The sequence below is a fragment of the Conyzicola nivalis genome (assembly GCF_040548875.1).
Lineage (GTDB): Bacteria > Actinomycetota > Actinomycetes > Actinomycetales > Microbacteriaceae > Conyzicola > Conyzicola nivalis_A.
The window spans coordinates 121915-142610 of record NZ_JBEPSJ010000005.1; the positions used below are offsets into that span (position 1 = coordinate 121915).

Genomic DNA, 20696 nt, shown 5'->3' on the forward strand with positions numbered 1-20696 from the left:
CGGCTACTCGCCCAGGTGCTTGTCGAGAAACGAGGCCGTGCGGGCGAAGGCGAGCGCGGCCGCGCGTGAGTCGATCGACCCGGGGATGCTCGCGTTGGCGAACGAGTGCTCGGTGCCCAGGTAGGTGAACTGCGAGACCGGCGTGCCGTGGTCTTCGAGCCGGGCGACGAACGAGTCGGGCTCGGCGCCGGGCGACCACTCGTCGTTCTCGGCGAGGTGCAGCAGGACGGGACAGGGGATGATGCCGTGCTCTTCGACACCGAGGGTCGCGTAGTAGGCGACCACGGCATCCGCGTCTCCCCCCTGGGCGTGCAGGAGGGCGAGCCATCCGCCCATCGAGAAGCCGATCAGGCCTACCTTCGCCGAACCCTCCTCCCTGGCCTCGACGACGATGTCGTCGAGGATGCCGAGCACGCGCCCCGGGTCGAGTGCGTCGCGGAGCCCCGCGGCGGTCTCGGCGTCGGTGGTGCACACGCCGTCGTAGAAGTCGGGCACTACGACGCGGTAGCCCTGGCTCGAGAGGGCGTCGGCATACGGGTCGAGCCACGGCAGGCGGCCGTACCAGTCGGGCGAGACGATGACGAGGGGCGAGCCGGGAAGCCCGTAGTACAGCGGCGCGCCGGGCGAGGGTATCGGAACCAGCTCGGCCATCGACTTCCCCCTTCGGTACTGGAGTCGAGACTACCGGCGCCGTTCCGATGGGAGGAGACGACGTGCCCGCGCGTCGGCGGGTTCGCCGCGCCGATAGGCTCAGGCGGGTGACCGACCTCCCCCAGAGCCCAGCGCCCCAGCACCTCGCCCGCTTCTTCGTCAAGCAGCGCATCACGATGATGGTGAACCGTTACGAGATCCGCGAGGCGAAGCTCGACGGAACCGAGGGCGCCGTCATCGCGGTGGCGCAGCAGAAGCGCCTCGCCTTCAAGGAGCAGGTCACCTTCTACGCCGACGAGGCCCGAACCCAGGCGGTCTTCTCCTTCAAGGCCCGTCAGGCCCTCGACTTCGCCGCCGTCTACGACGTGATGGATGGCGCGGGCCGACCGCTCGGAACGTTCCAGAAGGACTTCCAGGCGAGCCTTCTGCGGTCGAGCTTCCACCTGGGCGGCCCGGGCATCGACGCCTACGGGCAGGAGCGCAACCAGGTGGTCGGCATCCTCCGCCGGTTCATCGACTTCCCGTTCTCGTTCCACTTCACGTTCACCGACAAGGCCACCGGCGCGGTCGTGCTCACGAGCGAACGCCAGTTCACGCTGCGCGACCGCTACACCGTCGACGTCCCCGACCAGCGTCTCGACTTCCGGCTCGCCGCGGCGATGGCGGTCGGGCTCGACGTGCTGATGGCGCGGTAGCGCGGGTCAGGCGCCGAGGCCCAGCAGCACGTAGTAGATGACGTACACAGGCCACACGATCGCCTGCAGCAGGCCGACCACCACGCCCCAGAAAGAGCCGTCGGAGACGGAGACGAAGTAGATGGCGGCGCCGATGTAGGCGAGGAGGAAGACGAAGCCCCACGGGCCGTCCCGCACAATGGTTCTGCCCCGAGTATCGGTGCCCATGCTCCGCCTCCCACCGCTATGGAGCGAATGACGGGAATCGAACCCGCGCTATCAGCTTGGGAAGCTGAAGTTCTACCATTGAACTACATTCGCGTGGGCCGCTGACAAACCGCGGCTCGACAGCAATTGTAAGGGCTGACCGTGGCCGTGGCATCCGTCTCTCTTAAATAGACTGTGGCCATGCTGCTTTCTGACAGGGATATCAAGGCCGAGCTCGCCGACGGACGCATCGGCCTCAAGCCGCTCGAACTCGGCATGGTGCAGCCCTCGAGCGTCGACGTTCGGCTCGACCGGTTCTTCCGGCTGTTCGACAACCACAAGTACCCGTTTATCGATCCGGCCGAGGACCAGCCCGACCTGACTCACCTCGTCGAGGTGGAGGCGGACCAGCCGTTCATCCTGCACCCGGGCGAGTTCGTGCTCGGCTCGACCTACGAGCAGGTCACCCTGCCCGACGACATCGCCGCGCGCCTCGAGGGCAAGAGCTCGCTCGGGCGCCTCGGCCTGCTGACGCACTCCACGGCCGGCTTCGTCGACCCCGGGTTCAGCGGCCACGTCACGCTCGAGCTCTCGAACGTGGCGACCCTGCCGATCAAGCTCTGGCCCGGCATGAAGATCGGCCAGCTCTGCTTCATGCGCCTGACCAGCCCGGCCGAGAGCCCCTACGGCTCGGGCGTGTACGGCTCGCGCTACCAGGGACAGCGCGGCCCGACGGCGAGCCGGTCGTTCCAGAACTTCGTGCACACCGACGTCTCCGACACCGAGGCCGGACGCCCCGGCGAGTAGCGCGCCGCGCCGCCAGCCTGAAAACGAAGGACTTCGCGCCGCTACCGGGTGCGAAGCAGCGTTTTGGGCGCAGCCAGCGCGCGAAGTCCTTCGTTTTCGGTACGGGCGGCGGCGGTAGCGGCTAGTAGGAGCCGGCTACCGGGGTCGCGGCGGCCGCGCCGGCCTCCTCGGCGAGCACCTGCCGCGAGCCGGAGACGCCGAGGCGGGTCGCCCCGGCGGCGACCATCGCCGCCGCGGTCTCGAACGAGCGGATGCCGCCGCTCGCCTTGACGCCCGCGCGACCGTCGACGGTCTTCGACATCAGCGCCACGGCCTCGACGGTCGCGCCGCCCGTGGGGTGGAATCCCGTGGAGGTCTTCACGAAGTCGGCACCGGCCGAGACGGCAGCCTTGCACACGGCGACGATCTCGTCGTCGGTGAGCGCGGCAGACTCGATGATGACCTTGAGGATCCCGGGCGCGGGGATGGCGCCGCGCACCGAGGCGATGTCGGCCTCGACGAGGTCGAAGCGGCCGGCCTTGGCGGCACCGACATCGATGACCATGTCGATCTCGTCGGCGCCGAGGGCGATCGACTCCGCCGCCTCGGCGGTCTTGATCGCGGTGGTGTGCTTGCCGGAGGGGAAGCCGCAGACCACGGCGACCTTGAGCCCGGAGCCGGCGGGCACGGTGACCGGCAGCATCGACGGCGATACGCAGACGGAGAAGGTGCCCAGCTCGACGGCCTCCGCGATGAGGGCGTCGACGTCGGCGGCCGTGGCCTCCGGCTTGAGCAGTGTGTGGTCGATGATGCTGGCGATCGAAGTCATGGGGTCCTCAGAGTTGGGTGGGTGAAGCGGAGAGCTCGTCGAGCTGCCAGACGAGCCAGGGGCTGAACGCGAAGGGTGCGGCTGCCGCGGCCTCGCGGAGGGATTCGGGGGCGACCCATTCGAATTCGGCGACCTCGTCTGCCCGCGGCGCTATGGCATCCGTCGTGTATGCGCGGTAGACGGGGCACACCTCGTTCTCGACGATCCCCGAGGCGTCGACCGCTCGATAGCGGAAATCGGGCAGGACGACCTCGAGCCGGCTGATCGTGATTCCGAGTTCGCGCTCGGCGCGTCGCGCGATGGCGTCGTGCATCGACTCGCCCGGGCCGGGATGCCCGCAGAACGAGTTCGTCCAGACGCCGGGCCAGGTGAGCTTGGTCAGTGCGCGCCGGGTGACCAGCACCTCTCCGGCCTCGTTCATCACATGGCAGGAGAAGGCGAGGTGCAGGGCGGTGTCGCTGGTGTGAACGGCTATTTTGTCGGCGGTGCCGACAGGGTAGCCGTCGTCAGATAGCAGGACTACCTGTTCGGTCTGGCTCATGGTCGCGGTATTCTGCTCAGGTGATTGGTCCCGACCTGGTTTCCGTCTCGCTCGCGAGGCAGGCGCAGGTCGACGTCGTGCTCGAACGCTTCTTCAGCCTAGCCAAGAACCGCGCGGTTGCCTTTGGTCCGCAGTACGTCACGCTGTGGGAGACCCTCGAGAGCAACACGATCGGCGGCAAACGCTTCCGGCCGCGCATGGTCATGGCGGCCTACCAGTCGCTCGGAGGAACCGACCTCGAGGCCGCAGCCTACGTCGGCGCCGCATTCGAGCTGCTGCACACTGCGCTGATCGTGCACGACGACGTGATCGACCACGACTTCGTGCGCCGCGGCGTATCCAACATCTCCGGCAGCTACCGCGACCAGGCGCTCGCCCGCGGCAGCTCGGAGCAGGTGGCCGAGCACAGCGGCATCTCGGCCGCGGTCATCGCCGGCGACCTGGCGCTCTTCAACTCCTACCGCCTCATCGACCGCAGCGGCGTCTCCGACGTGGTGCGTTCTCGACTGCTCGAGGTGATGGATGACGCGTTGTTCGCGTCTGCGGCCGGCGAGCTGATCGACGTGGACTTCTCCATCGCGGCCGAGGTTCCCCGCGTCGACGACATCCTCACCATGGAACGCCTCAAGACCGCGGTCTACTCGTTCGAATGCCCGCTTCAGGCCGGGGCGATCCTCGCCGGCGCGTCGGAAGAGGTCGTGCTCACCCTCGGCGACTTCGGCCGCGAGATCGGCATCGCCTACCAGCTCGTCGACGACCTGCTCGGTGTGTTCGGCCAGGAGGCCGAGACCGGCAAGACCACGATCGGCGACCTGCGCGAGGGCAAGCGCACCGTCATGATCGCCTACGCCACCAGCACCGCCGAGTGGGCCTCGATCGAGCCGCTCATCGGCAAGCACGACCTCACCCACGAGGAGGCCGAACGCGTGCGCGACGTGCTCACCCAGTGCGGCGCGCGGTCGTTCGCCGAGGGACTCGCCCGCTACTACGCCAACCGCGCGCTCGCCCGGCTGGCCGAGCCGCACATTCCGCCCGCACTGCGCATCGAGCTGCACCCCGTGGTCGATGCGGTGCTCGGCAGGGTCAAGTGAGCCGCCGGGGACTGTACGACCGCGTCGCCGAGGAGACCGCGAGTGTCGTCATCCGCCGCTACTCCACGTCGTTCGGGCTGGCCGCGAAGCTGCTCGGCCCCGGCGTGCGCCAGCACGTCGAGAACATCTACGCCCTCGTGCGCGTCGCCGACGAGATCGTCGACGGCGCCGCGGTGGAGTCGGGCCTCGACACCGTGGGCGCCGCACGCCAGCTGAACGAGCTGGAGCGCGAGACAGACGCCGCCGTCGCCGACGGGTTCAGCTCGAACCTCGTCGTGCACGCGTTCGCCCTCACCGCGCGGGAGACCGGGTTCGGCACCGAGTACACCGCGCCGTTCTTCGAGTCGATGCGCACCGACCTCACTGCGACCGAGCACGACCGCGAGAGCTTCGACGCCTACGTCTACGGCTCGGCCGAGGTCGTCGGCCTCATGTGCCTGCGCGCCTTCCTGCAGGGGGTGACGCTCACCGAGGCCGAGAACGACCGCTTCGTCACGGGCGCCCGCGCTCTCGGCGCCGCCTTCCAGAAGGTCAACTTTCTGCGCGATCTCGCAGCCGACTTCGAGACACTGGGCCGCAGCTATTTCCCCGGCGTCAGCGTCGACTCATTCACGGAAGAGGACAAGATCCGCTTGCTCGACGACATCGACGACGACCTGAGGTTGTCGGCCACAGTGATCCCCGACCTCCCCTCCTCCAGCCGCAAGGCGGTCGCCCTCGCTCAGGGCCTCTTCGCCGAGCTCGCGGTGCGCCTGCGGGCCACCCCCGCCGACGAGCTGCGGCGGGTGCGCATCCGCGTGCCTAACCCGGTGAAGCTGCGCATCGCCGCGGGAGCCATGCTCGGCGCGAAGGCGAAGGCATGAGCCGCGTCGTCGTCATCGGCGGAGGCATCAGCGGCCTCGCCTCCGCGGCCCTGCTCGCCCGCGACGGACACACCGTCACCCTGCTCGAACAGCGCGACGAGCTCGGCGGCCGCGCCGGACTCTGGGAGACCGAGGGCTTCCGCTTCGACACCGGCCCCTCCTGGTACCTCATGCCCGAGGTCTTCGACCACTTCTACAAGCTGCTCGGCACCTCGAGCGACGAGCAGCTCAAGCTGGTAACCCTCGATCCCGGTTACCGGGTGTACTTCGAGGGCGTCGAGGAGCCGATCGACATCTCGGCCAGCCGCGAGGAGAACATCGAGATCTTCGAGTCGATCGAGAAGGGCGCGGGCAAGAAGCTCGACGCCTACCTCGACTCGGCGCTCGACACCTACGACATGGCGAAGAAGAAGTTTCTCTACACGACCTTCGCCGACCTGCGTCCGCTCGTCACGAAGGACGTGCTGTCGCGCACCGGCAAGCTCGGCGTCATGCTGACCCAGCCGCTCTCGCGCCTCGTCGCCCGCACCGTGCGCGACCTGCGCCTGCGGCAGATCCTCGGCTTCCCGGCGGTGCTGCTCGGCTCGTCGCCGTACATCACCCCCAGCCTGTACCACCTGATGAGCCACCTCGACCTCTCCGACGGCGTGCTCTACCCGCTGGGCGGATTCACTCGCGTGATCGAGAGCATCGTCGACCTCGCGCGCGGCGAAGGGGTCGAGATCGTCACGGGCGCATCCGTCTCTCGCATCGTCGTCGAGAAGGGCGTCGCCAGGGGCGTCGAATATACGGATGCCTCGGGGCAGACCGTCACTCTCGACGCCGACATCGTGGTGTCGGCCGCCGACCTGCACCACACCGAGACGCAACTGCTCGAGGGGCACGACCAGAGCTACCCCGCGAAGCACTGGGAGTCGCGGGTGCCCGGTCCGAGCGCGCTGCTGCTCTACCTCGGCGTGAAGGGCGAGCTGCCCGAGCTCGAGCACCACACGCTGCTCTTCACCCACAAGTGGAAGAAGGGCTTCACCGCCATCTTCGGCACCCCCAGCTCGGTGCCCGACCCGGCGTCGATCTACGTCTGCAAGCCGAGCGGCGTCGACCCGAACGTGGCGCCGGAGGGCTTCGAGAACGTGTTCGTGCTCGTGCCAATCCCGGCGGATCCCACGATCGGACGCGGCGGCGACCCCCGCATCGAGGAGCTCTCCGACGTGATCATCGCGCAGATCGCCGAGTGGACCGGGATCCCCGACCTCGCCTCGCGCATCGTCGTGAAGCGCGCGGTCGGACCCGGCGACTTCGCCGCCGACCTCAACGCCTGGAGGGGCACGGCCCTGGGCCCCGCCCATATCCTCAAGCAGAGTGCGTTCTTCCGCGAGGGCAACAAGAGCAAGAAGGTGCGCGGCCTGTACTACGCCGGCGGGTCGACCATCCCGGGCATCGGGCTGCCGATGTGCCTGATCAGCGCCGAGATCCTGGTCAAGCGGCTGCGCGGCGACACCTCCACCGAGGCGCTCCCCGAACCGCTCACGGCGACCGTCTGATGGGGCTGATCTACCTCGCGGCGCTGCTGGTGTCGCTCACCGGCATGGTGGTGCTCGACCGTCGATTCCGGCTGTACTTCTGGGCGGACGCCCGGCGCGCCGCGGTCGTCAGCGTGGTCGGCGTCGTCTTCTTCGTCGTCTGGGATCTGTTCGGCATCGGGCTCGGCATCTTCTTCCGCGGCGAGACCGCGTTTATGACCGGGCTGCAGGTCGCACCGGAGCTGCCCCTGGAGGAGCTGTTCTTTCTCGCCCTTCTCGTCTACGTGACGATGAACCTCTACGGCGCGTTCGGCCGCCTGCTCGTGCCGGCCGTGTCGAAGCGCGGGGTCGGCGCATGACCTACTGGACTCTCAACGCGTTCTTCCTCGCCGCGGTCGCACTCGTGGCGCTCGCCGCGGTGGTGAAGGCCCGCTCCGCTCGCACGGCCGCCGACCCGCGTCGCTCCGACAACGGCCTGCGCTGGAGCGCCGTCGGACTCTCCGCGATCGCCCTGCTGATCACGACCGCGGTCTTCGACAACGTGATGATCGGCATCGGACTCGTCGCCTACAACCCCGACCTGATCAGCGGCGCCTTCGTCGGCATCGCGCCGCTCGAGGACTTCGCGTACGCGATCGCCGCCGTCGTGCTGCTGCCGTCGCTCTGGTACCTCCTGCCGGCGCGGGGGACGGGCCCTTCGACAGGCACGGGCCCTTCGACAGGCTCGGGCCCTTCGACAGGCACGGGCCGTTCGATAGGCTCTGGGACCGCGGGGGTCCCGCGCGCGTCGACGGACTCAGGGACCGCGGGAGGCCCCCGTGCTTAGGGCGCTCTTCGTCTCGTCGCGCCCGCTCAGCTGGGTCAACACGGCGTTCCCGTTCGCGGCGGCGTACTTCATGACCGTGCGCGAGATCGACCTGGTGTTCGTGCTGGGCACCATCTACTTCCTGATCCCGTACAACCTGGCCATGTACGGCATCAACGACGTGTTCGACTACGAGAGCGACCTGCGCAACCCGCGCAAGGGCGGCGTCGAGGGGGCCCTTCTCGACCGCGGCATGCACCGGCCGACGCTCATCGCGGCCGCCGCGACCAATGTTCCTTTTCTCGTGTACCTGGTCGCCGTAGGTAACCCCCTCTCCTGGTTAGTGCTCGCGGTCAGCGTGTTCGCCGTGATCGCCTACTCGGCACCCGGCCTGCGTTTCAAGGAGCGCCCGTTCGTCGACTCGGTGACCTCGAGCACCCACTTCGTCTCCCCCGCAATCTACGGACTCGTGCTCGCCGGGGCGGTCTTCACCCCGCAACTGTGGATGGTTCTCGCAGCGTTCTTCCTGTGGGGGATCGCCTCGCACGCCTTCGGAGCGGTGCAGGACGTCATCGCCGACCGGGAGGCCGACATCTCGTCGATCGCCACGGTGATCGGCGCGCGCGCCACCGTGCGGCTGGCCATCGTCGCCTACCTGCTCGCCGGCGTGCTGCTGCTGTTCACCGAGTGGCCAGGACCGCTCGCCGCGATCCTCGCCCTGCCATACGCCGCGGTGTGCGCGCCGTTCTGGTCGATCACAGACGCCGCGGCCGAGACCGCCAATCGCGGCTGGAAGAAGTTTCTCGGCCTCAACTTCGTCACGGGGTTCTTCGTGACGATGCTGCTCATCGCCTACGCGTTCCTCACGGCGTAGAGCGCACGGCGCGGTAGGCCTCCAGCGCGGCCCGCTCGTCGTCGCCGAGGAGGTTCGCGTTGATCTGCGCGCCCGCCCACAGTCCCTCGGCGGCCGAGGTGATGACCTGCCCGGTCAGGTTCGACACGTTGCCCGCGGCCCAGACGCCGGGCAGCGAGGTCGCGCCCGTCGCGTCGACGGCGACGAACGTGCCGACGCCCATCGGATGCTGCGTCAGCTCGAGTCCGAGGCCGACGAGCAGCCCGGCCCGCGCCGTGAACGTCGGCGCGACCACGAGGGCCTCCGCGGCGTGCACCCGGCCGTCTGACATCGCGACTCCCGTCAGGGCGTCGTCCCGCACAACGAGAGACTCGACCCTGCCGCGCACGACGGCGATCCCCCGGGCCGCGAGCAGTTCGAGCTGCTCGTCGGCCGGCTCTGCCTGATCGTTGAGCAACAGTGTCACGTCGGCGCTCCACTGCCGGAACAGCTGTGCCTGATGCATCGCGGTCGGTCCTACCGCCAGGATCGCGATGGCGCGGTCGCGCACCTCCCAGCCGTGGCAGTACGGGCAGTGAAGCACGTCGACTCCCCACCGCTCCCGCAGCCCCGCAATCGCCGGCAGCTCGTCGACGAGGCCCGTGGTCACGAGCAGGCGGCGCCCGGCGACGACCTTTCCGTCGGTGAGAGTCACGGCGAAGCCGTCATCCGTCTTCACCGCGTTCTCCGCGCGGGCGTCGATGACGGTCGCCCCGTAGGAGAGAGCCTCCGCCCGACCGAGGCGCAGCATCTCGGCGGGGCTCGTGCCGTCGCGAGTCAGGAAGTTGTGCACGGCGTGCGCCGGAGCGTTGCGCGGCTCGCCCGAGTCGATCACGGCCACGGTGCGCCGGGCGCGCCCGAGGGCGACGGCCGCGCTGAGCCCGGCCGGTCCGCCACCGACGATTACTACGTCAAAGTTGTCTTCAGTCATGACCCCATGGTGCGGCGCGCGCGGCCGGATCGACAAGATTCGTTGCCGAAGTGGCAAGAGCCGGGCCGGTGATCAGTCGGTTTCGAGAGGCAGAACCGGCGCGACCGGCTTCGAGGGCCGCCCGAGCGCCCACGCGCCTCCTGCGATGGAGCCCGCGGCGGTGCCCAGCGTCAGCCAGAGCAGCACCGGAACGGTGAGCAGCGGGGGCGCCGCCGCGGCCGCCAGGGCCGCGACGGCGGCGACGGCCGTCGCACTCAGCAGTCCGACGACCTCGACGGTGCGGCTCTCCGCTCCCGCCCGCAGTGCCGCCGCGCCGCCCGCTCTGTAGCCGCCGAAGAGCACCGCGCCGAACACGACCGCGGCGGGGATGACGACGATCAGATACGGCAGGAACACCGGCCTGCCGAATACGACCAGGGGCGCGATGGCGATCGGGAGCACCCACCCCAGCACGCCGCCTACGATCGACCCGAGTAGCATGCCGGCCAGCGGCGACCTCACCCGGTGTAGCCGAGGTTCTGGGCCATGCGCTCGAGCACACGCACGGTGGCGCCGTACTCGTCTTCGCTCACACCCGTCGTGATCACCGTGCGCTGCTCGGCCACGACGGCCTCGAGCCGAGCGAACGACGACCTTCCCCGCTCCGTGAGTTCGTAGCCGGTCGGGGTGGCGTCGACCCACGCGCTCTCGATGAGCTCGGTGAGGTGTTCGACGGATGTCTCGGCCGGCGAGTCATCCGTCGCGGCCTGTAGGAAGGGCGCTAGGTCCGCGTCGAGCTGTTCGACGCTCGCCGGGCCGTTCGCCAGCACGTTCATCAGCTGCCACTGCCGACGGGTGACCCCGTGCTCCTCGAGTGTGCGGGCGAACTGCTCGTCGATCAGCCGGTCGACGAGTTTGAGCCAGAAACCTATCGGACGCGTGTCGGTCATGCCCCAGACCCTACGCCGCGGGCCGCGACCGTGGCTAGTACTTGAAGCCGAGCTCCTCGGGGTACTCCCCCAGCGCCGTGAGCTGCGTCGCGGCGGCCTGCAGGTGGGCGAGCACGAGACCCAGCGGTCCCGGTCCGAACGAGACGCGTGAGACGCCGAGGTCGGCGAGCCTCGTGAGGGGTACGGATGTCGGGTTCGCGATCACCGAGACCCGCCCGTCGATCTCGGCGACGGCCCGACGCACGAGCTCCTCGGTGCCCAGACCCAGAACGAACGCGACGTCGGCACCGGCGGCGAGGTAGGAGTTCGCCCGGGCGACGGCGTCGTCGAACGACCCGCCGCGGGCCAACGCGTCGACGCGGGCGTTGATCACGAGCGGCACGCCGGCGGCGTCTGCGGCGCGACGCACGGCCGCCACGCGCTCGGTGGCGGTCTCGACCGAGCGCAGCTGCCCGGCGTCCGGCCCCGTGCTGTCTTCGAGGTTGAGGCCGGCGGCTCCCGCCTCGATCAGACGGGCGATGTTGGCTTCGAGCTCCGTGGCATCCGCCGCGTATCCGCGTTCGAAGTCGACGGACACCGGCAGGTCGACGGCGCCGGTGATGGTGCGGGCGGCGGCGAGTGCCTGGTCGAGAGTGAGGCCCTCCCCGTCGGGCACGCCCTGGGCGAAGGAGACGGCGTGGCTCGCGGTGGCCAGCGCCTTCACCCCGGGGGCGGCGGCGACGATGCGAGCGGTCACGGCGTCCCACACGTTGGTGACGATGAGCGGGGTGCCCGGCACGTGCAGGGAGTCGAGGAGTTCTGCCTTGGCGGCGGTCGTTGTAGTCATGACTCCAGCAAACCGTGTCGAGCCGACAAAGTCGCGCGGATTACGGACTTCGACCGTCAGTCCGCCTTGGGAGCGACCTTCACGAACAGCATGAGCACGAGGCCGACTGCGAGCACGAGGACTATGCCCAGGATGCCCCAGTACTGGAAGCCGAAGATCGAGATGAAGACGCCCCAGAGCAATGGCGAGATGAAGCTCGCCGCACGACCGGTGGTGGCGTAGAGGCCGAAGATCTCGCCCTCTCGGCCGGCCGGAGTGACCCGGGCGAGGAGGGAGCGGCTGGCCGACTGGGCCGGCCCGACGAACGCGCACAGCAGAAGCCCGCCGATCCAGAAGACGACCTTCCCGGCGTCGTGCAGCAGGAACACAGCCGTACCCGAGACGACGAGGCCGACGAGGGCGGTGAGGATGACGGACCGGGGGCCGAAGCGGTCGTCGAAGCGGCCCGAGATGATCGTGCTCACTCCGGCGATCAGGTTCGCGGCGATTCCGAATGCGACCACCTCGAGAAACCCGAACCCGAAAGTGACCGCGGCGATCGCAGCGCCGAAGGCGAAGACCCCGGCGAGGCCGTCGCGGTACACCGCGCTCGCGATCAGGAACCAGAACGTGTCGCGCGAGTCGCGGAAGAGCCGGCGGATGTCCTGGACCAGCACCACGTAGCTGCGGAAGAAGTTGACCTTCTCGCGGGCGGCGGTCGGAGGCACGGAGGGCACATTGACGAAGATCGGGATGGCGAACACGATCGACCAGATCGCGCAGCCGACCGCGACGAGCCGGAAGGGCAGACCGTCCTCGGTCGGTATTCCGAACCAGTCGAGCGAGTACGCCACGACGACGATGACGAGAGCGAGGATGCCGCCGATATAGCCGAGGCCCCACCCGAGGCCGCTGATCTTGCCGACGGTCTTCGGCGTGGAGATCTGCACGAGCATGGCGTTGTAGTTGACCCCGCCGAACTCGCTGAACACGCTGCCGATCGCGACCAGGGAGATGCCGAGCAGGAAGAAGCGGGGGTCGGCCTCGACGAAGAACAGCGCGAGCATCGAGAGCGCGACGACGAGCGTCGCCGCGGCGAGCCATCCCTTGCGGTTGCCGGAGGTGTCGCTGCGTTGCCCGATGACGGGGGCCACCAGGGCGATGATGAGGCCCGCCGCTCCGATGGCGTAGCCGAGGCCGCTCGAGAGAACGCCCAGCGCACGTTCTTTGACCGGGTCGTCGTCGGCCAGCGCCGCGACGTCGGCGGGGAGGAACGCGTCGGAGAGCAGATAGAGCGCGGTGAAGATGAAGGTCAGGATGACCGTGTTGTAGGGCTGGTTCGACCAGTCCCACAGGGCCCACGACCACACCTGCTTGCGCGGGATGACCTTGCCCTCCTGCAGATCCAGCCCCACGGCCGCGATGGCGCCGGTGTTGGCCATGGTCGGGACCGACTTGGTGCTGGCGGGCGGTTCATCCGGGGTCTGCGCGTTCATGCTCAGAGCGTAACGCCCGGAATGAAACATCCGGTGTCGCGTTGTATTACCTGAGAGTTGAGCCAGAGTGACTCAAGTTCGCGCAAACGAACTTGACAAAGTTTTCCGGCTCTCACAAACTTGACACTGCGCGGCTCAACTCTGGACTGGGCAGTAAGCGTAAGTACTTTTTACTTTGAGGAGATAGAGCACATGGCTCGAGCAGTAGGAATTGACCTCGGAACGACGAACTCCGTCGTCGCCGTTCTCGAAGGTGGAGAACCCACCGTCATCGCCAACGCGGAAGGCTTCCGCACCACCCCGTCGGTCGTGGCGTTCACGAAGGACAACGACGTGCTGGTCGGCGAGACCGCCAAGCGCCAGAACGTCACCAACGTCGACCGCACCATCTCCAGCGTCAAGCGCCACATGGGCACCACCTGGACCGTCGACATCGACGGCAAGAAGTACACGCCGCAGGAGATCTCGGCCCGTATCCTCGCCAAGCTCAAGCGCGACGCCGAGCAGTACCTCGGAGAGCCCGTGACCGACGCCGTCGTCACCGTTCCCGCCTACTTCAACGACGCCGAGCGCCAGGCCACCAAGGACGCCGGCGAGATCGCCGGCCTCAACGTGCTGCGCATCATCAACGAGCCCACCGCGGCCGCCCTCGCCTACGGACTCGACAAGGGCAAGGAAGACGAGCTCATCCTGGTCTTCGACCTCGGTGGCGGAACCTTCGACGTCTCGCTCCTCGAAGTGGGCAAGGACGACGACTTCTCGACCATCCAGGTTCGCTCGACCGCCGGCGACAACCGCCTCGGCGGCGACGACTGGGACCAGCGCGTCGTCGACTACCTGATCACCAAGTTCAAGGAGACCACTGGCGTCGACGTCTCCAACGACAAGATCGCCAAGCAGCGTCTCAAGGAGGCCGCCGAGCAGGCCAAGAAGGAACTCTCCTCCTCGACCAGCACGTCGATCCAGCTGCCATACCTGTCGCTCACCGAGAACGGTCCAGCCAACCTCGACGAGTCGCTCACGCGCGCCAAGTTCGAAGAGCTCACCAAGGACCTTCTCGAGCGCACGCGCAAGCCGTTCCAGGACGTCATCAAGGAGGCCGGTGTCTCGGTCGCCGACGTCTCGCACGTCGTGCTCGTCGGTGGATCGACGCGTATGCCCGCGGTGGTCGACCTCGTGAAGAGCCTGACCGGCGGCAAGGAGCCCAACAAGGGCGTCAACCCTGACGAGGTCGTCGCCGTCGGCGCCGCACTCCAGGCCGGCGTGCTGAAGGGCGAGCGCAAGGACGTCCTCCTCATCGACGTCACCCCCCTGAGCCTCGGCATCGAGACCAAGGGCGGCATCATGACGAAGCTCATCGAGCGCAACACGGCCATCCCGACCAAGCGCAGCGAGACGTTCACGACGGCCGACGACAACCAGCCGTCCGTCGCGATCCAGGTCTTCCAGGGCGAGCGTGATTTCACGCGCGACAACAAGAACCTCGGAACCTTCGAGCTGCAGGGCATTGCGCCCGCGCCGCGCGGAATCCCCCAGGTCGAGGTCACCTTCGACATCGACGCCAACGGCATCGTGCAGGTACACGCGAAGGACAAGGGAACCGGCAAGGAGCAGTCGATCACCATCACCGGTGGCTCGTCGCTCTCGAAGGACGACATCGAGCGCATGGTGCGCGAGGGTGAAGAGCACGCGGCAGAGGACAAGGCCCGCCGCGAGGCAGCCGAGATCCGCAACACTGCCGAGCAGCTCGCCTACTCGACCGACAAGCTGCTCGTCGACAACGCCGACAAGCTGCCCGACGACGTCAAGTCGAGCGTTCAGGCAGACGTCGACGCGCTCAAGACGGCGCTCGCCGGAGACGACGAGGCAGCCGTGAAGACCGCGTTCGACACGCTCGCCGAGAGCCAGACCAAGATCGGCGAGGCCCTCTACGCGCAGAGCGAGACGGCGAACGCGACGCCCGGCGCCGCAGACGACGCCCAGGACGAGCCCGCTTCGACCCCCAACAACGACGAGGACATCGTCGACGCTGAGGTTGTCGAAGACGAGCCCGAGACCAAGAAGTAAGACGGCCTATGTCTTCCGACAAGAAGAACCCTTCGACGGGCTCAGGACGAGACCGCGACGACGAGAAGCCGGAGGCCACCGAGGCCTCCGGCTCCCCGGAGTCGGCTGAGCAGTCCACAGAGACCGCGGATGCCACGGACGAGACCATCGAGGCCACGCCCGAGCCCGACATCGACGACGTCGCCGTCGAGACCGAGACCCTGAGCGAAGAAGACGCCGCCCTGCTCGATCTCGCCGCCGTCGACCTCGTCGCCGAGATGCGCAGCGACATGCTGCGCGCCCAGGCCGAGCTCGTGAACTTCCGCACCCGGGTGGAGCGCGACCGCGTCGCCAACCGCGAGTCGGTCATCGCCGAGGTCATCCGTTCGCTGCTCCCGGCGATCGACGACCTGACGCGGGCCGAGAAGCACGGCGACCTCGAGGGCAGCCCCCTCGAGCTCGTGGCCGCGAAGATCCGCTCGACGTTCGAGCGCTACGGACTGCGTTCGGTCGGCGAGAAGGGCGAGGTCTTCGACCCGCACTTCCACGAGGCCGTCGTCCAGCTGCCGACACCGGGTGCCACCGAGCAGACCGTCGCCGACGTCATCGATCCCGGCTATGCCCTGGGCGAGCGCCTCATCCGCGCCGCCAAGGTCGCGGTATCCGTCCCAGAGTAGGCGGACCACGTGGCAAGTCAGGACTGGTTCGATAAGGACTTCTACAAAGTGCTCGGGGTGTCGAAAGACATCTCCGAAGCCGATCTGAAGAAGCACTATCGCAAGCTGGCCCGTCAGTATCATCCGGACTCCAATCCGGGCGATGCCAAGGCAGAGGCGAAGTTCAAGGAGATCAGCGAGGCCAACTCGGTCCTCTCCGATCCCGAGACACGCAAGGAGTACGACCAGATCCGTGCCATGGGTGGCGGGGCGCGCTTCACGGCGCCCCGCCAGCCCGGCGCGAACGGCGGCTTCGAAGACGTCTTCGGCGGCATGTTCGGCCAGCAGCAGGGCGGTCGCCGCTCGAGCACGCAGGGCACGAGCTTCGAAGACCTGCTCGGCGGCATGTTCGGTGGCGCCGACACGGGGTTCGGCTCGTCGACGGGCGGCTTCCGCGGCGCCGGCGGCCCGACCCGCGGCCGCGACTTCAGCGCGACGACGACGCTCGACTTCCTCACCGCGATCCGCGGCGAGACGATCAAGCTGCAGCCGGCGAACGGCTCGCCGATCAACGTCAAGGTGCCCGCGGGCGTCAGCGACGGCCAGAAGATCCGGCTCAAGGGAAAGGGCGAGCCCAGCCCCGACGGCGGAGCTCCCGGCGACCTCGTGCTCACCGTGACGGTGCGCACCCACCCCGTGTTCGAACGCGACGGCCTCAACCTGCGCGTCGACGTGCCCGTCACCTTCGTGGAGGCGACACTCGGCGCGACGATCGAGGTTCCGACACTGGGCGGCGACCCGGTGCGGCTGAAGGTCGCCCCCGGCACGCCGAGCGGCCGAGTGCTGCGCGTCAAGGGCCGGGGAGTCACCACGCCGAAGGGCAGCGGCGACCTGCTCGCGACCATCCAGGTCGCGGTGCCGAGCCATCTCACCTCAGACGCGCGCGACGCCCTCGAGGCATTCGCCAAGGCGATGCCGGCCGAGAACCCGCGCACCGAGCTCCTGGAAAAGGCCAAGGGCTGATGATGGACGAGAATTCTCCCGTCTTCGCGATCGCCGTCGCGGCCGAACTGGCCGCGATGCATCCGCAGACGCTCCGACAGTACGACCGCCTCGGGCTCGTGAGTCCCCGGCGCACGGCGGGTAAGTCCCGCCGCTACTCGATGAGGGATGTCGTGCAGCTGCGCGAGATCGCGGCGCTGAGTGCCGAGGGGCTCAACCTCGAGGGCATCCGGAGAATTCTCGAACTGGAGAACCAGGTGGTGGCCCTGTCGAGTCGCGTGCAGGAACTCGAGCACGCGCTCGCGGAAGAACTGCTCAATCGCTCGGGCCGGCGCGTCTTCGCGGCCGGCTCGGCGGGTGACGTCGTGTCGCTCAGGCCCGGCACGCGCACCCATCGCGCAAACGAACTGGTGGTATGGCGACCGTGACCGCGGAATTCAACTTCGACGACCTCCGTCGGTACCCCGACGTCGAGGCGCCCAATCTCTTCGCGTTCGACCCGAGCGACAAGCTGATCCTCGCCGAGGCAGCAGAGGCGCTCGCGGCGACCGCTCCCGGACAGGTCACGGTCATCGGCGACGACTACGGCGCCCTCACCCTCGGTGCGGCGCACGCCCACGGGCTCACCGGTATCCGGGTGCATCAGGATGCGCTGTCGGGCGAGCTCGCCCTCGGCTTCAACGCGCGGGCAGAGAACCTCGGCGACGTCTACTCCAACGGCGCGCTCGACGAGGCACTGCTCGCCGGGACGACCGTCGTGCTGCTGCAGCTCCCCCGCTCGCTCGAGGAGCTTGACGACATCGCCGGCGCCATCGCCCGCTACGCCGACCCCTCGGTCGTCGTCTACTCTGCCGGGCGCATCAAGCACATGTCGCTCAGCATGAACGAGGTGCTGGCCAAGTACTTCGAGACTGTCGACGTCACCCGCGCGCAGCAGAAGTCGCGCGGGCTCATCGCCCGCGGGCCACGCGCCGTCACCTCGCCGCCGGCCCCCCGAACCCAGTACCACGCCGACCTCGGACTGCACGTGGTGGCGACCGGATCCGTCTTCGCCGGAACCAAGGTCGACATCGGCACGCGCGCTCTGCTGGCCGTGCTCGACCAGGTCGACCCCTCCGCCGAGACCGCGATCGACCTGGGCGCGGGCACCGGCATCCTCGCCGCGGCCCTCGCGAAAAAACGACCCGGCCTGCGCGTGATCGCGACGGACCAGTCGGCCGCGGCCGTGGCATCCGCTACCGCCACCATGAAGGCCAACGGTCTTCAAGACCAGGTGACCGTGGTTCGCGACGACGGACTGTCGAGCCAGCCCGACGAGAGCGTCGACGTGATCGTGGTGAACCCTCCGTTCCACATCGGGGGCGCCGTGCACGCCGGTGCCGCGATCAATCTGCTCGCCGACGTCTCCCGCGTTCTCAAGCCCGGCGGCCAGCTCTGGGCCGTCTACAACACACACCTCGCCTACCGCGCGGAGATGGGCCGCATGGTCGGGCCGACCACCCCGATCAGCCGCAACGACAAGTTCACGGTGACCCTAGCCGAGAAGCCGCTCGCCACTACCTGAATGAAAGTGCAGGACTCATGGCAAACCTCCAAGGTGCACCCGGCACCGACGAAGACCAGAAGACCGCCCTCGAGCGCTACGGCGTCGACCTCACCGCGATCGCACGCAGCGGCAAGCTCGACCCCGTGATCGGGCGCGACGCGGAGATCCGCCGCGTCAGCCAGGTGCTCACCCGCCGCACGAAGAACAACCCCGTGCTCATCGGCGAGCCCGGCGTCGGAAAGACCGCCGTCGTCGAGGGGCTCGCGCAGCGCATCGTCGCCGGTGACGTGGCCGACTCGCTCAAGGGCAAGCGGCTGGTCACGCTCGACCTCGCTGCCCTCATCGCCGGCGCGAAGTACCGCGGCGAGTTCGAGGAACGCCTCAAGGCCGTGCTCACCGAGATCAACCAGGCCGACGGCGAGATCATCACCTTCATCGACGAGCTGCACACGCTGATGGGCGCGGGCGGCGGCGAGGGATCGGTCGCGGCATCGAACATGCTCAAGCCCATGCTCGCCCGCGGAGAGCTGCGCCTCATCGGCGCGACCACGCTCGACGAGTACCGCCAGTACATCGAGAAGGACGCCGCGCTCGAGCGCCGCTTCCAGCAGGTGTTCGTCGGCGAGCCGAGCGTCGAAGACACCATCGCGATCCTGCGCGGACTGCGCGGGCGCTACGAGGCGCACCACCAGATCACCATCGAGGACGGCGCGCTCGTCGCCGCCGCCGCGCTCTCGAACCGCTACATCTCGGGGCGCAAACTGCCCGACAAGGCCATCGACCTCATCGACGAGGCGGCGTCGCGGCTGCGCATGGAGATCGACTCCTCCCCCGTCGAGATCGACGAGCTGCGTCGCAACGTCGACCGGCTGAAGCTCGAGGAGCTCGCGCTGAAGCGTGAGAAGGACGATGCATCCAAAGCCCGCCTCGAGAAGCTGCGCACCGACCTGCGCGAACGCGAGGGCACGCTCAAGGGGCTGCAGGCGCGCTGGGAGACCGAGCGCGCGTCGATCAACCGCGTCGGCGAGCTGAAGAAGCGCCTCGACAACCTCGAGACGGAGTCCGACCGGGCACAGCGCGAGGGCAACCTCGAGCGCGCGTCACGGCTGCTCTACGGCGAGATCCCCGAGGTCAAGCGCGCGCTCGAAGAGGCGGAACGCGCCGACGAGGGCGGCCCCCGCATGGTGAGCGAGCAGGTCACGGCGGAGGACATCGCCGAGGTCATCGCCGCCTGGACGGGCGTGCCCGTCGGCAAGCTGCTGCAGGGCGAGACCGAGCGGCTGCTGGGGCTCGAGGGCGAGCTCGGCAAGCGCCTGATCGGGCAGAAGGACGCCGTGCGAGCGGTCAGCGAGGCCGTGCGGCGCACGCGCGCGGGCGTCTCTGACCCCGACCGTCCGACCGGCACGTTCATGTTCCTCGGCCCGACGGGCGTCGGCAAGACCGAGCTCGCCAAGGCCCTCGCCGCCTACCTGTTCGACGACGAGAAGGCGCTCGTGCGCATCGACATGAGCGAGTACGGCGAGAAGTTCTCCGTGTCCCGGCTCGTCGGCGCCCCTCCCGGCTACATCGGCTACGAGCAGGGCGGGCAGCTGACGGAGGCCGTGCGCCGCCGCCCGTACTCGGTGATCCTGCTCGACGAGGTCGAGAAGGCGCACCCCGAGGTCTTCGACCTGCTCCTGCAGGTGCTCGACGACGGCCGGCTGACCGACGGCCAGGGCCGCACGGTCGACTTCCGCAACGTGATCCTGATCCTGACGAGCAACCTCGGCAGCCAGTACCTCGTCGACCAGACGCTCGACTGGGACGCCAAGGAGGCTGCCGTGCAGGCGCTCGTGCGGCAGTCGTTCAAGCCCGAGTTCCTCAACCGGCTCGACGACATCGTGATCTTCTCGCCGCTGTCGGAGCTCGACCTCGGCCAGATCGTCGAGCTCTACGTCGACCGCCTCGGCAACCGTCTCGCCGACCGCCGCCTCGAGCTCGCGGTCACCCCCGGCGCGCGGCTGTGGCTCGCGGAGCGCGGCTACGACCCGATCTACGGCGCGCGCCCGCTGCGCCGCCTGATGCAGCATCAGATCGACGACCAGCTGGCGCGGGCGCTGCTCGGCGGAGAGATCCGCGACGGCGACACCGTGCTGGTCGAGGTCGCCGCGGGCGGCGACGGCCTGGCGGTCTCGAAGGTCGAGCAGTAGCGGCGCGGCTCGGGCAGTAGCGCTCTGGCCCGGGCTGCGGTCGTCCTGGACGGCGCCAGTTCGGAGTCCTGGACGGCGCCAGTTCGGGCGCCCGGCTCGGGACGGCGCCAGTTCGGGCGTCCGGCTACAGCGCGCGCAGTAGCCGTGCGCCCGAACTGTAGCCCTCGTGCGACGCCGGCGGGTTGCGCGCCAGTTTGGTACGCGCGCGCCACGTCGAGATGGCGCGCGTGTACCGGG

Annotated in this window: 23 protein-coding genes and 1 tRNA gene; 14 read left to right on the forward strand and 10 right to left on the reverse strand. The window is 68.8% G+C overall.

The window, feature by feature from the left end:
* Nucleotides 1–3: 3 nt before the first annotated feature.
* Complete coding sequence (locus tag ABIE21_RS16850) at nt 4–651, reverse strand: dienelactone hydrolase family protein (protein ID WP_354026010.1); 648 nt, start codon at nt 649–651, stop codon at nt 4–6.
* A gap of 107 nt (nt 652–758) precedes the next feature.
* Here ABIE21_RS16850 and ABIE21_RS16855 point away from each other — a divergent pair, with 107 nt between their 5' ends.
* Nucleotides 759–1346, forward strand: coding sequence for a hypothetical protein (locus tag ABIE21_RS16855; RefSeq protein ID WP_354026011.1), 588 nt, complete (start codon nt 759–761; stop codon nt 1344–1346).
* Nucleotides 1347–1352: 6 nt separating this feature from the next.
* Here the strand turns inward: ABIE21_RS16855 and ABIE21_RS16860 are convergent, their stop codons facing one another.
* Complete coding sequence (locus ABIE21_RS16860) at nt 1353–1553, reverse strand: hypothetical protein (RefSeq protein ID WP_354026012.1); 201 nt, start codon at nt 1551–1553, stop codon at nt 1353–1355.
* 19 nt (nt 1554–1572) lie between these two features.
* Nucleotides 1573–1646, reverse strand: a tRNA-Gly gene (locus tag ABIE21_RS16865).
* A gap of 87 nt (nt 1647–1733) precedes the next feature.
* On the opposite strand from ABIE21_RS16865, the gene dcd reads away from it, so the two are divergent.
* Complete coding sequence (gene dcd / locus ABIE21_RS16870) at nt 1734–2339, forward strand: dCTP deaminase (protein WP_354026013.1); 606 nt, start codon at nt 1734–1736, stop codon at nt 2337–2339.
* A gap of 121 nt (nt 2340–2460) precedes the next feature.
* Here dcd and deoC read toward each other — a convergent pair whose 3' ends face one another.
* Together deoC and idi are read right to left on the reverse strand one after the other, a co-directional pair.
* A complete protein-coding gene (gene deoC / locus ABIE21_RS16875; RefSeq protein ID WP_354026014.1) occupies nt 2461–3147 on the reverse strand; it encodes a deoxyribose-phosphate aldolase in 687 nt (228 codons plus the stop codon).
* 7 nt (nt 3148–3154) lie between these two features.
* Entirely contained in the window at nt 3155–3688 is a 534-nt protein-coding gene (idi, locus tag ABIE21_RS16880) for an isopentenyl-diphosphate Delta-isomerase (RefSeq protein ID WP_354026015.1), read from the reverse strand.
* Nucleotides 3689–3708: 20 nt separating this feature from the next.
* On the opposite strand from idi, the gene ABIE21_RS16885 reads away from it, so the two are divergent.
* The 6 genes from ABIE21_RS16885 to ABIE21_RS16910 are packed head-to-tail and all read left to right on the forward strand — an operon-like array spanning nt 3709 to nt 8841.
* Nucleotides 3709–4779 (forward strand): polyprenyl synthetase family protein, encoded by a 1071-nt coding sequence (locus ABIE21_RS16885; RefSeq protein ID WP_354026016.1) that lies wholly within the window; start codon nt 3709–3711, stop codon nt 4777–4779.
* Nucleotides 4776–5642 carry a phytoene/squalene synthase family protein gene (locus ABIE21_RS16890; protein ID WP_354026017.1) on the forward strand — a complete coding sequence of 289 codons (867 nt, stop codon included), beginning with the start codon at nt 4776–4778 and terminating at the stop codon, nt 5640–5642. The genes ABIE21_RS16885 and ABIE21_RS16890 overlap by 4 nt, the downstream gene beginning before the upstream one ends.
* On the forward strand, nt 5639–7183 hold the full coding sequence (gene crtI, locus ABIE21_RS16895) for a phytoene desaturase family protein (RefSeq protein WP_354026018.1): 1545 nt from the start codon (nt 5639–5641) through the stop codon (nt 7181–7183). Before ABIE21_RS16890 ends, crtI begins: the two co-directional genes overlap by 4 nt.
* The gene (locus ABIE21_RS16900; protein WP_354026019.1) at nt 7183–7521 is read left to right on the forward strand and encodes a lycopene cyclase domain-containing protein; all 339 of its coding nucleotides are present in this window, start codon (nt 7183–7185) and stop codon (nt 7519–7521) included. Before crtI ends, ABIE21_RS16900 begins: the two co-directional genes overlap by 1 nt.
* The gene (locus ABIE21_RS16905) at nt 7518–7988 is read left to right on the forward strand and encodes a lycopene cyclase domain-containing protein (protein ID WP_354026020.1); all 471 of its coding nucleotides are present in this window, start codon (nt 7518–7520) and stop codon (nt 7986–7988) included. Before ABIE21_RS16900 ends, ABIE21_RS16905 begins: the two co-directional genes overlap by 4 nt.
* A complete protein-coding gene (locus tag ABIE21_RS16910; protein WP_354026021.1) occupies nt 7981–8841 on the forward strand; it encodes a prenyltransferase in 861 nt (286 codons plus the stop codon). The genes ABIE21_RS16905 and ABIE21_RS16910 overlap by 8 nt, the downstream gene beginning before the upstream one ends.
* Here ABIE21_RS16910 and ABIE21_RS16915 read toward each other — a convergent pair.
* The 5 genes from ABIE21_RS16915 to ABIE21_RS16935 form a co-directional block, all read right to left on the reverse strand.
* Nucleotides 8831–9790: an NAD(P)/FAD-dependent oxidoreductase gene (locus ABIE21_RS16915; protein ID WP_354026022.1), complete on the reverse strand. Its 960-nt coding sequence runs from the start codon at nt 9788–9790 to the stop codon at nt 8831–8833. The genes ABIE21_RS16910 and ABIE21_RS16915 overlap by 11 nt on opposite strands.
* Before the next feature lie 72 nt (nt 9791–9862).
* Complete coding sequence (locus tag ABIE21_RS16920) at nt 9863–10243, reverse strand: hypothetical protein (protein WP_354026023.1); 381 nt, start codon at nt 10241–10243, stop codon at nt 9863–9865.
* Between the two features lie 44 nt (nt 10244–10287).
* Nucleotides 10288–10719 carry a MarR family winged helix-turn-helix transcriptional regulator gene (locus tag ABIE21_RS16925; protein WP_354026024.1) on the reverse strand — a complete coding sequence of 144 codons (432 nt, stop codon included), beginning with the start codon at nt 10717–10719 and terminating at the stop codon, nt 10288–10290.
* Between the two features lie 34 nt (nt 10720–10753).
* The gene (locus tag ABIE21_RS16930; RefSeq protein WP_354026025.1) at nt 10754–11545 is read right to left on the reverse strand and encodes an isocitrate lyase/PEP mutase family protein; all 792 of its coding nucleotides are present in this window, start codon (nt 11543–11545) and stop codon (nt 10754–10756) included.
* A gap of 56 nt (nt 11546–11601) precedes the next feature.
* Complete coding sequence (locus ABIE21_RS16935; protein ID WP_354026026.1) at nt 11602–13020, reverse strand: MFS transporter; 1419 nt, start codon at nt 13018–13020, stop codon at nt 11602–11604.
* Nucleotides 13021–13212: 192 nt separating this feature from the next.
* Between ABIE21_RS16935 and dnaK the strand changes: the two genes are divergently transcribed.
* Genes dnaK through ABIE21_RS16965 form a run of 6 tightly spaced genes read left to right on the forward strand, consistent with a single transcriptional unit; the run spans nt 13213 to nt 20459 of the window.
* On the forward strand, nt 13213–15087 hold the full coding sequence (dnaK, locus tag ABIE21_RS16940; protein ID WP_354026027.1) for a molecular chaperone DnaK: 1875 nt from the start codon (nt 13213–13215) through the stop codon (nt 15085–15087).
* A gap of 8 nt (nt 15088–15095) precedes the next feature.
* Nucleotides 15096–15743: a nucleotide exchange factor GrpE gene (locus tag ABIE21_RS16945; RefSeq protein ID WP_354026028.1), complete on the forward strand. Its 648-nt coding sequence runs from the start codon at nt 15096–15098 to the stop codon at nt 15741–15743.
* A gap of 9 nt (nt 15744–15752) precedes the next feature.
* The gene (locus tag ABIE21_RS16950) at nt 15753–16745 is read left to right on the forward strand and encodes a DnaJ C-terminal domain-containing protein (RefSeq protein ID WP_354026029.1); all 993 of its coding nucleotides are present in this window, start codon (nt 15753–15755) and stop codon (nt 16743–16745) included.
* 2 nt (nt 16746–16747) lie between these two features.
* Entirely contained in the window at nt 16748–17152 is a 405-nt protein-coding gene (locus ABIE21_RS16955) for a heat shock protein transcriptional repressor HspR (RefSeq protein WP_354026202.1), read from the forward strand.
* Nucleotides 17140–18288, forward strand: coding sequence for a class I SAM-dependent methyltransferase (locus tag ABIE21_RS16960; protein WP_354026030.1), 1149 nt, complete (start codon nt 17140–17142; stop codon nt 18286–18288). The genes ABIE21_RS16955 and ABIE21_RS16960 overlap by 13 nt, the downstream gene beginning before the upstream one ends.
* 17 nt (nt 18289–18305) lie before the next feature.
* The gene (locus ABIE21_RS16965; protein WP_354026031.1) at nt 18306–20459 is read left to right on the forward strand and encodes an ATP-dependent Clp protease ATP-binding subunit; all 2154 of its coding nucleotides are present in this window, start codon (nt 18306–18308) and stop codon (nt 20457–20459) included.
* Nucleotides 20460–20696 lie beyond the last annotated feature (237 nt).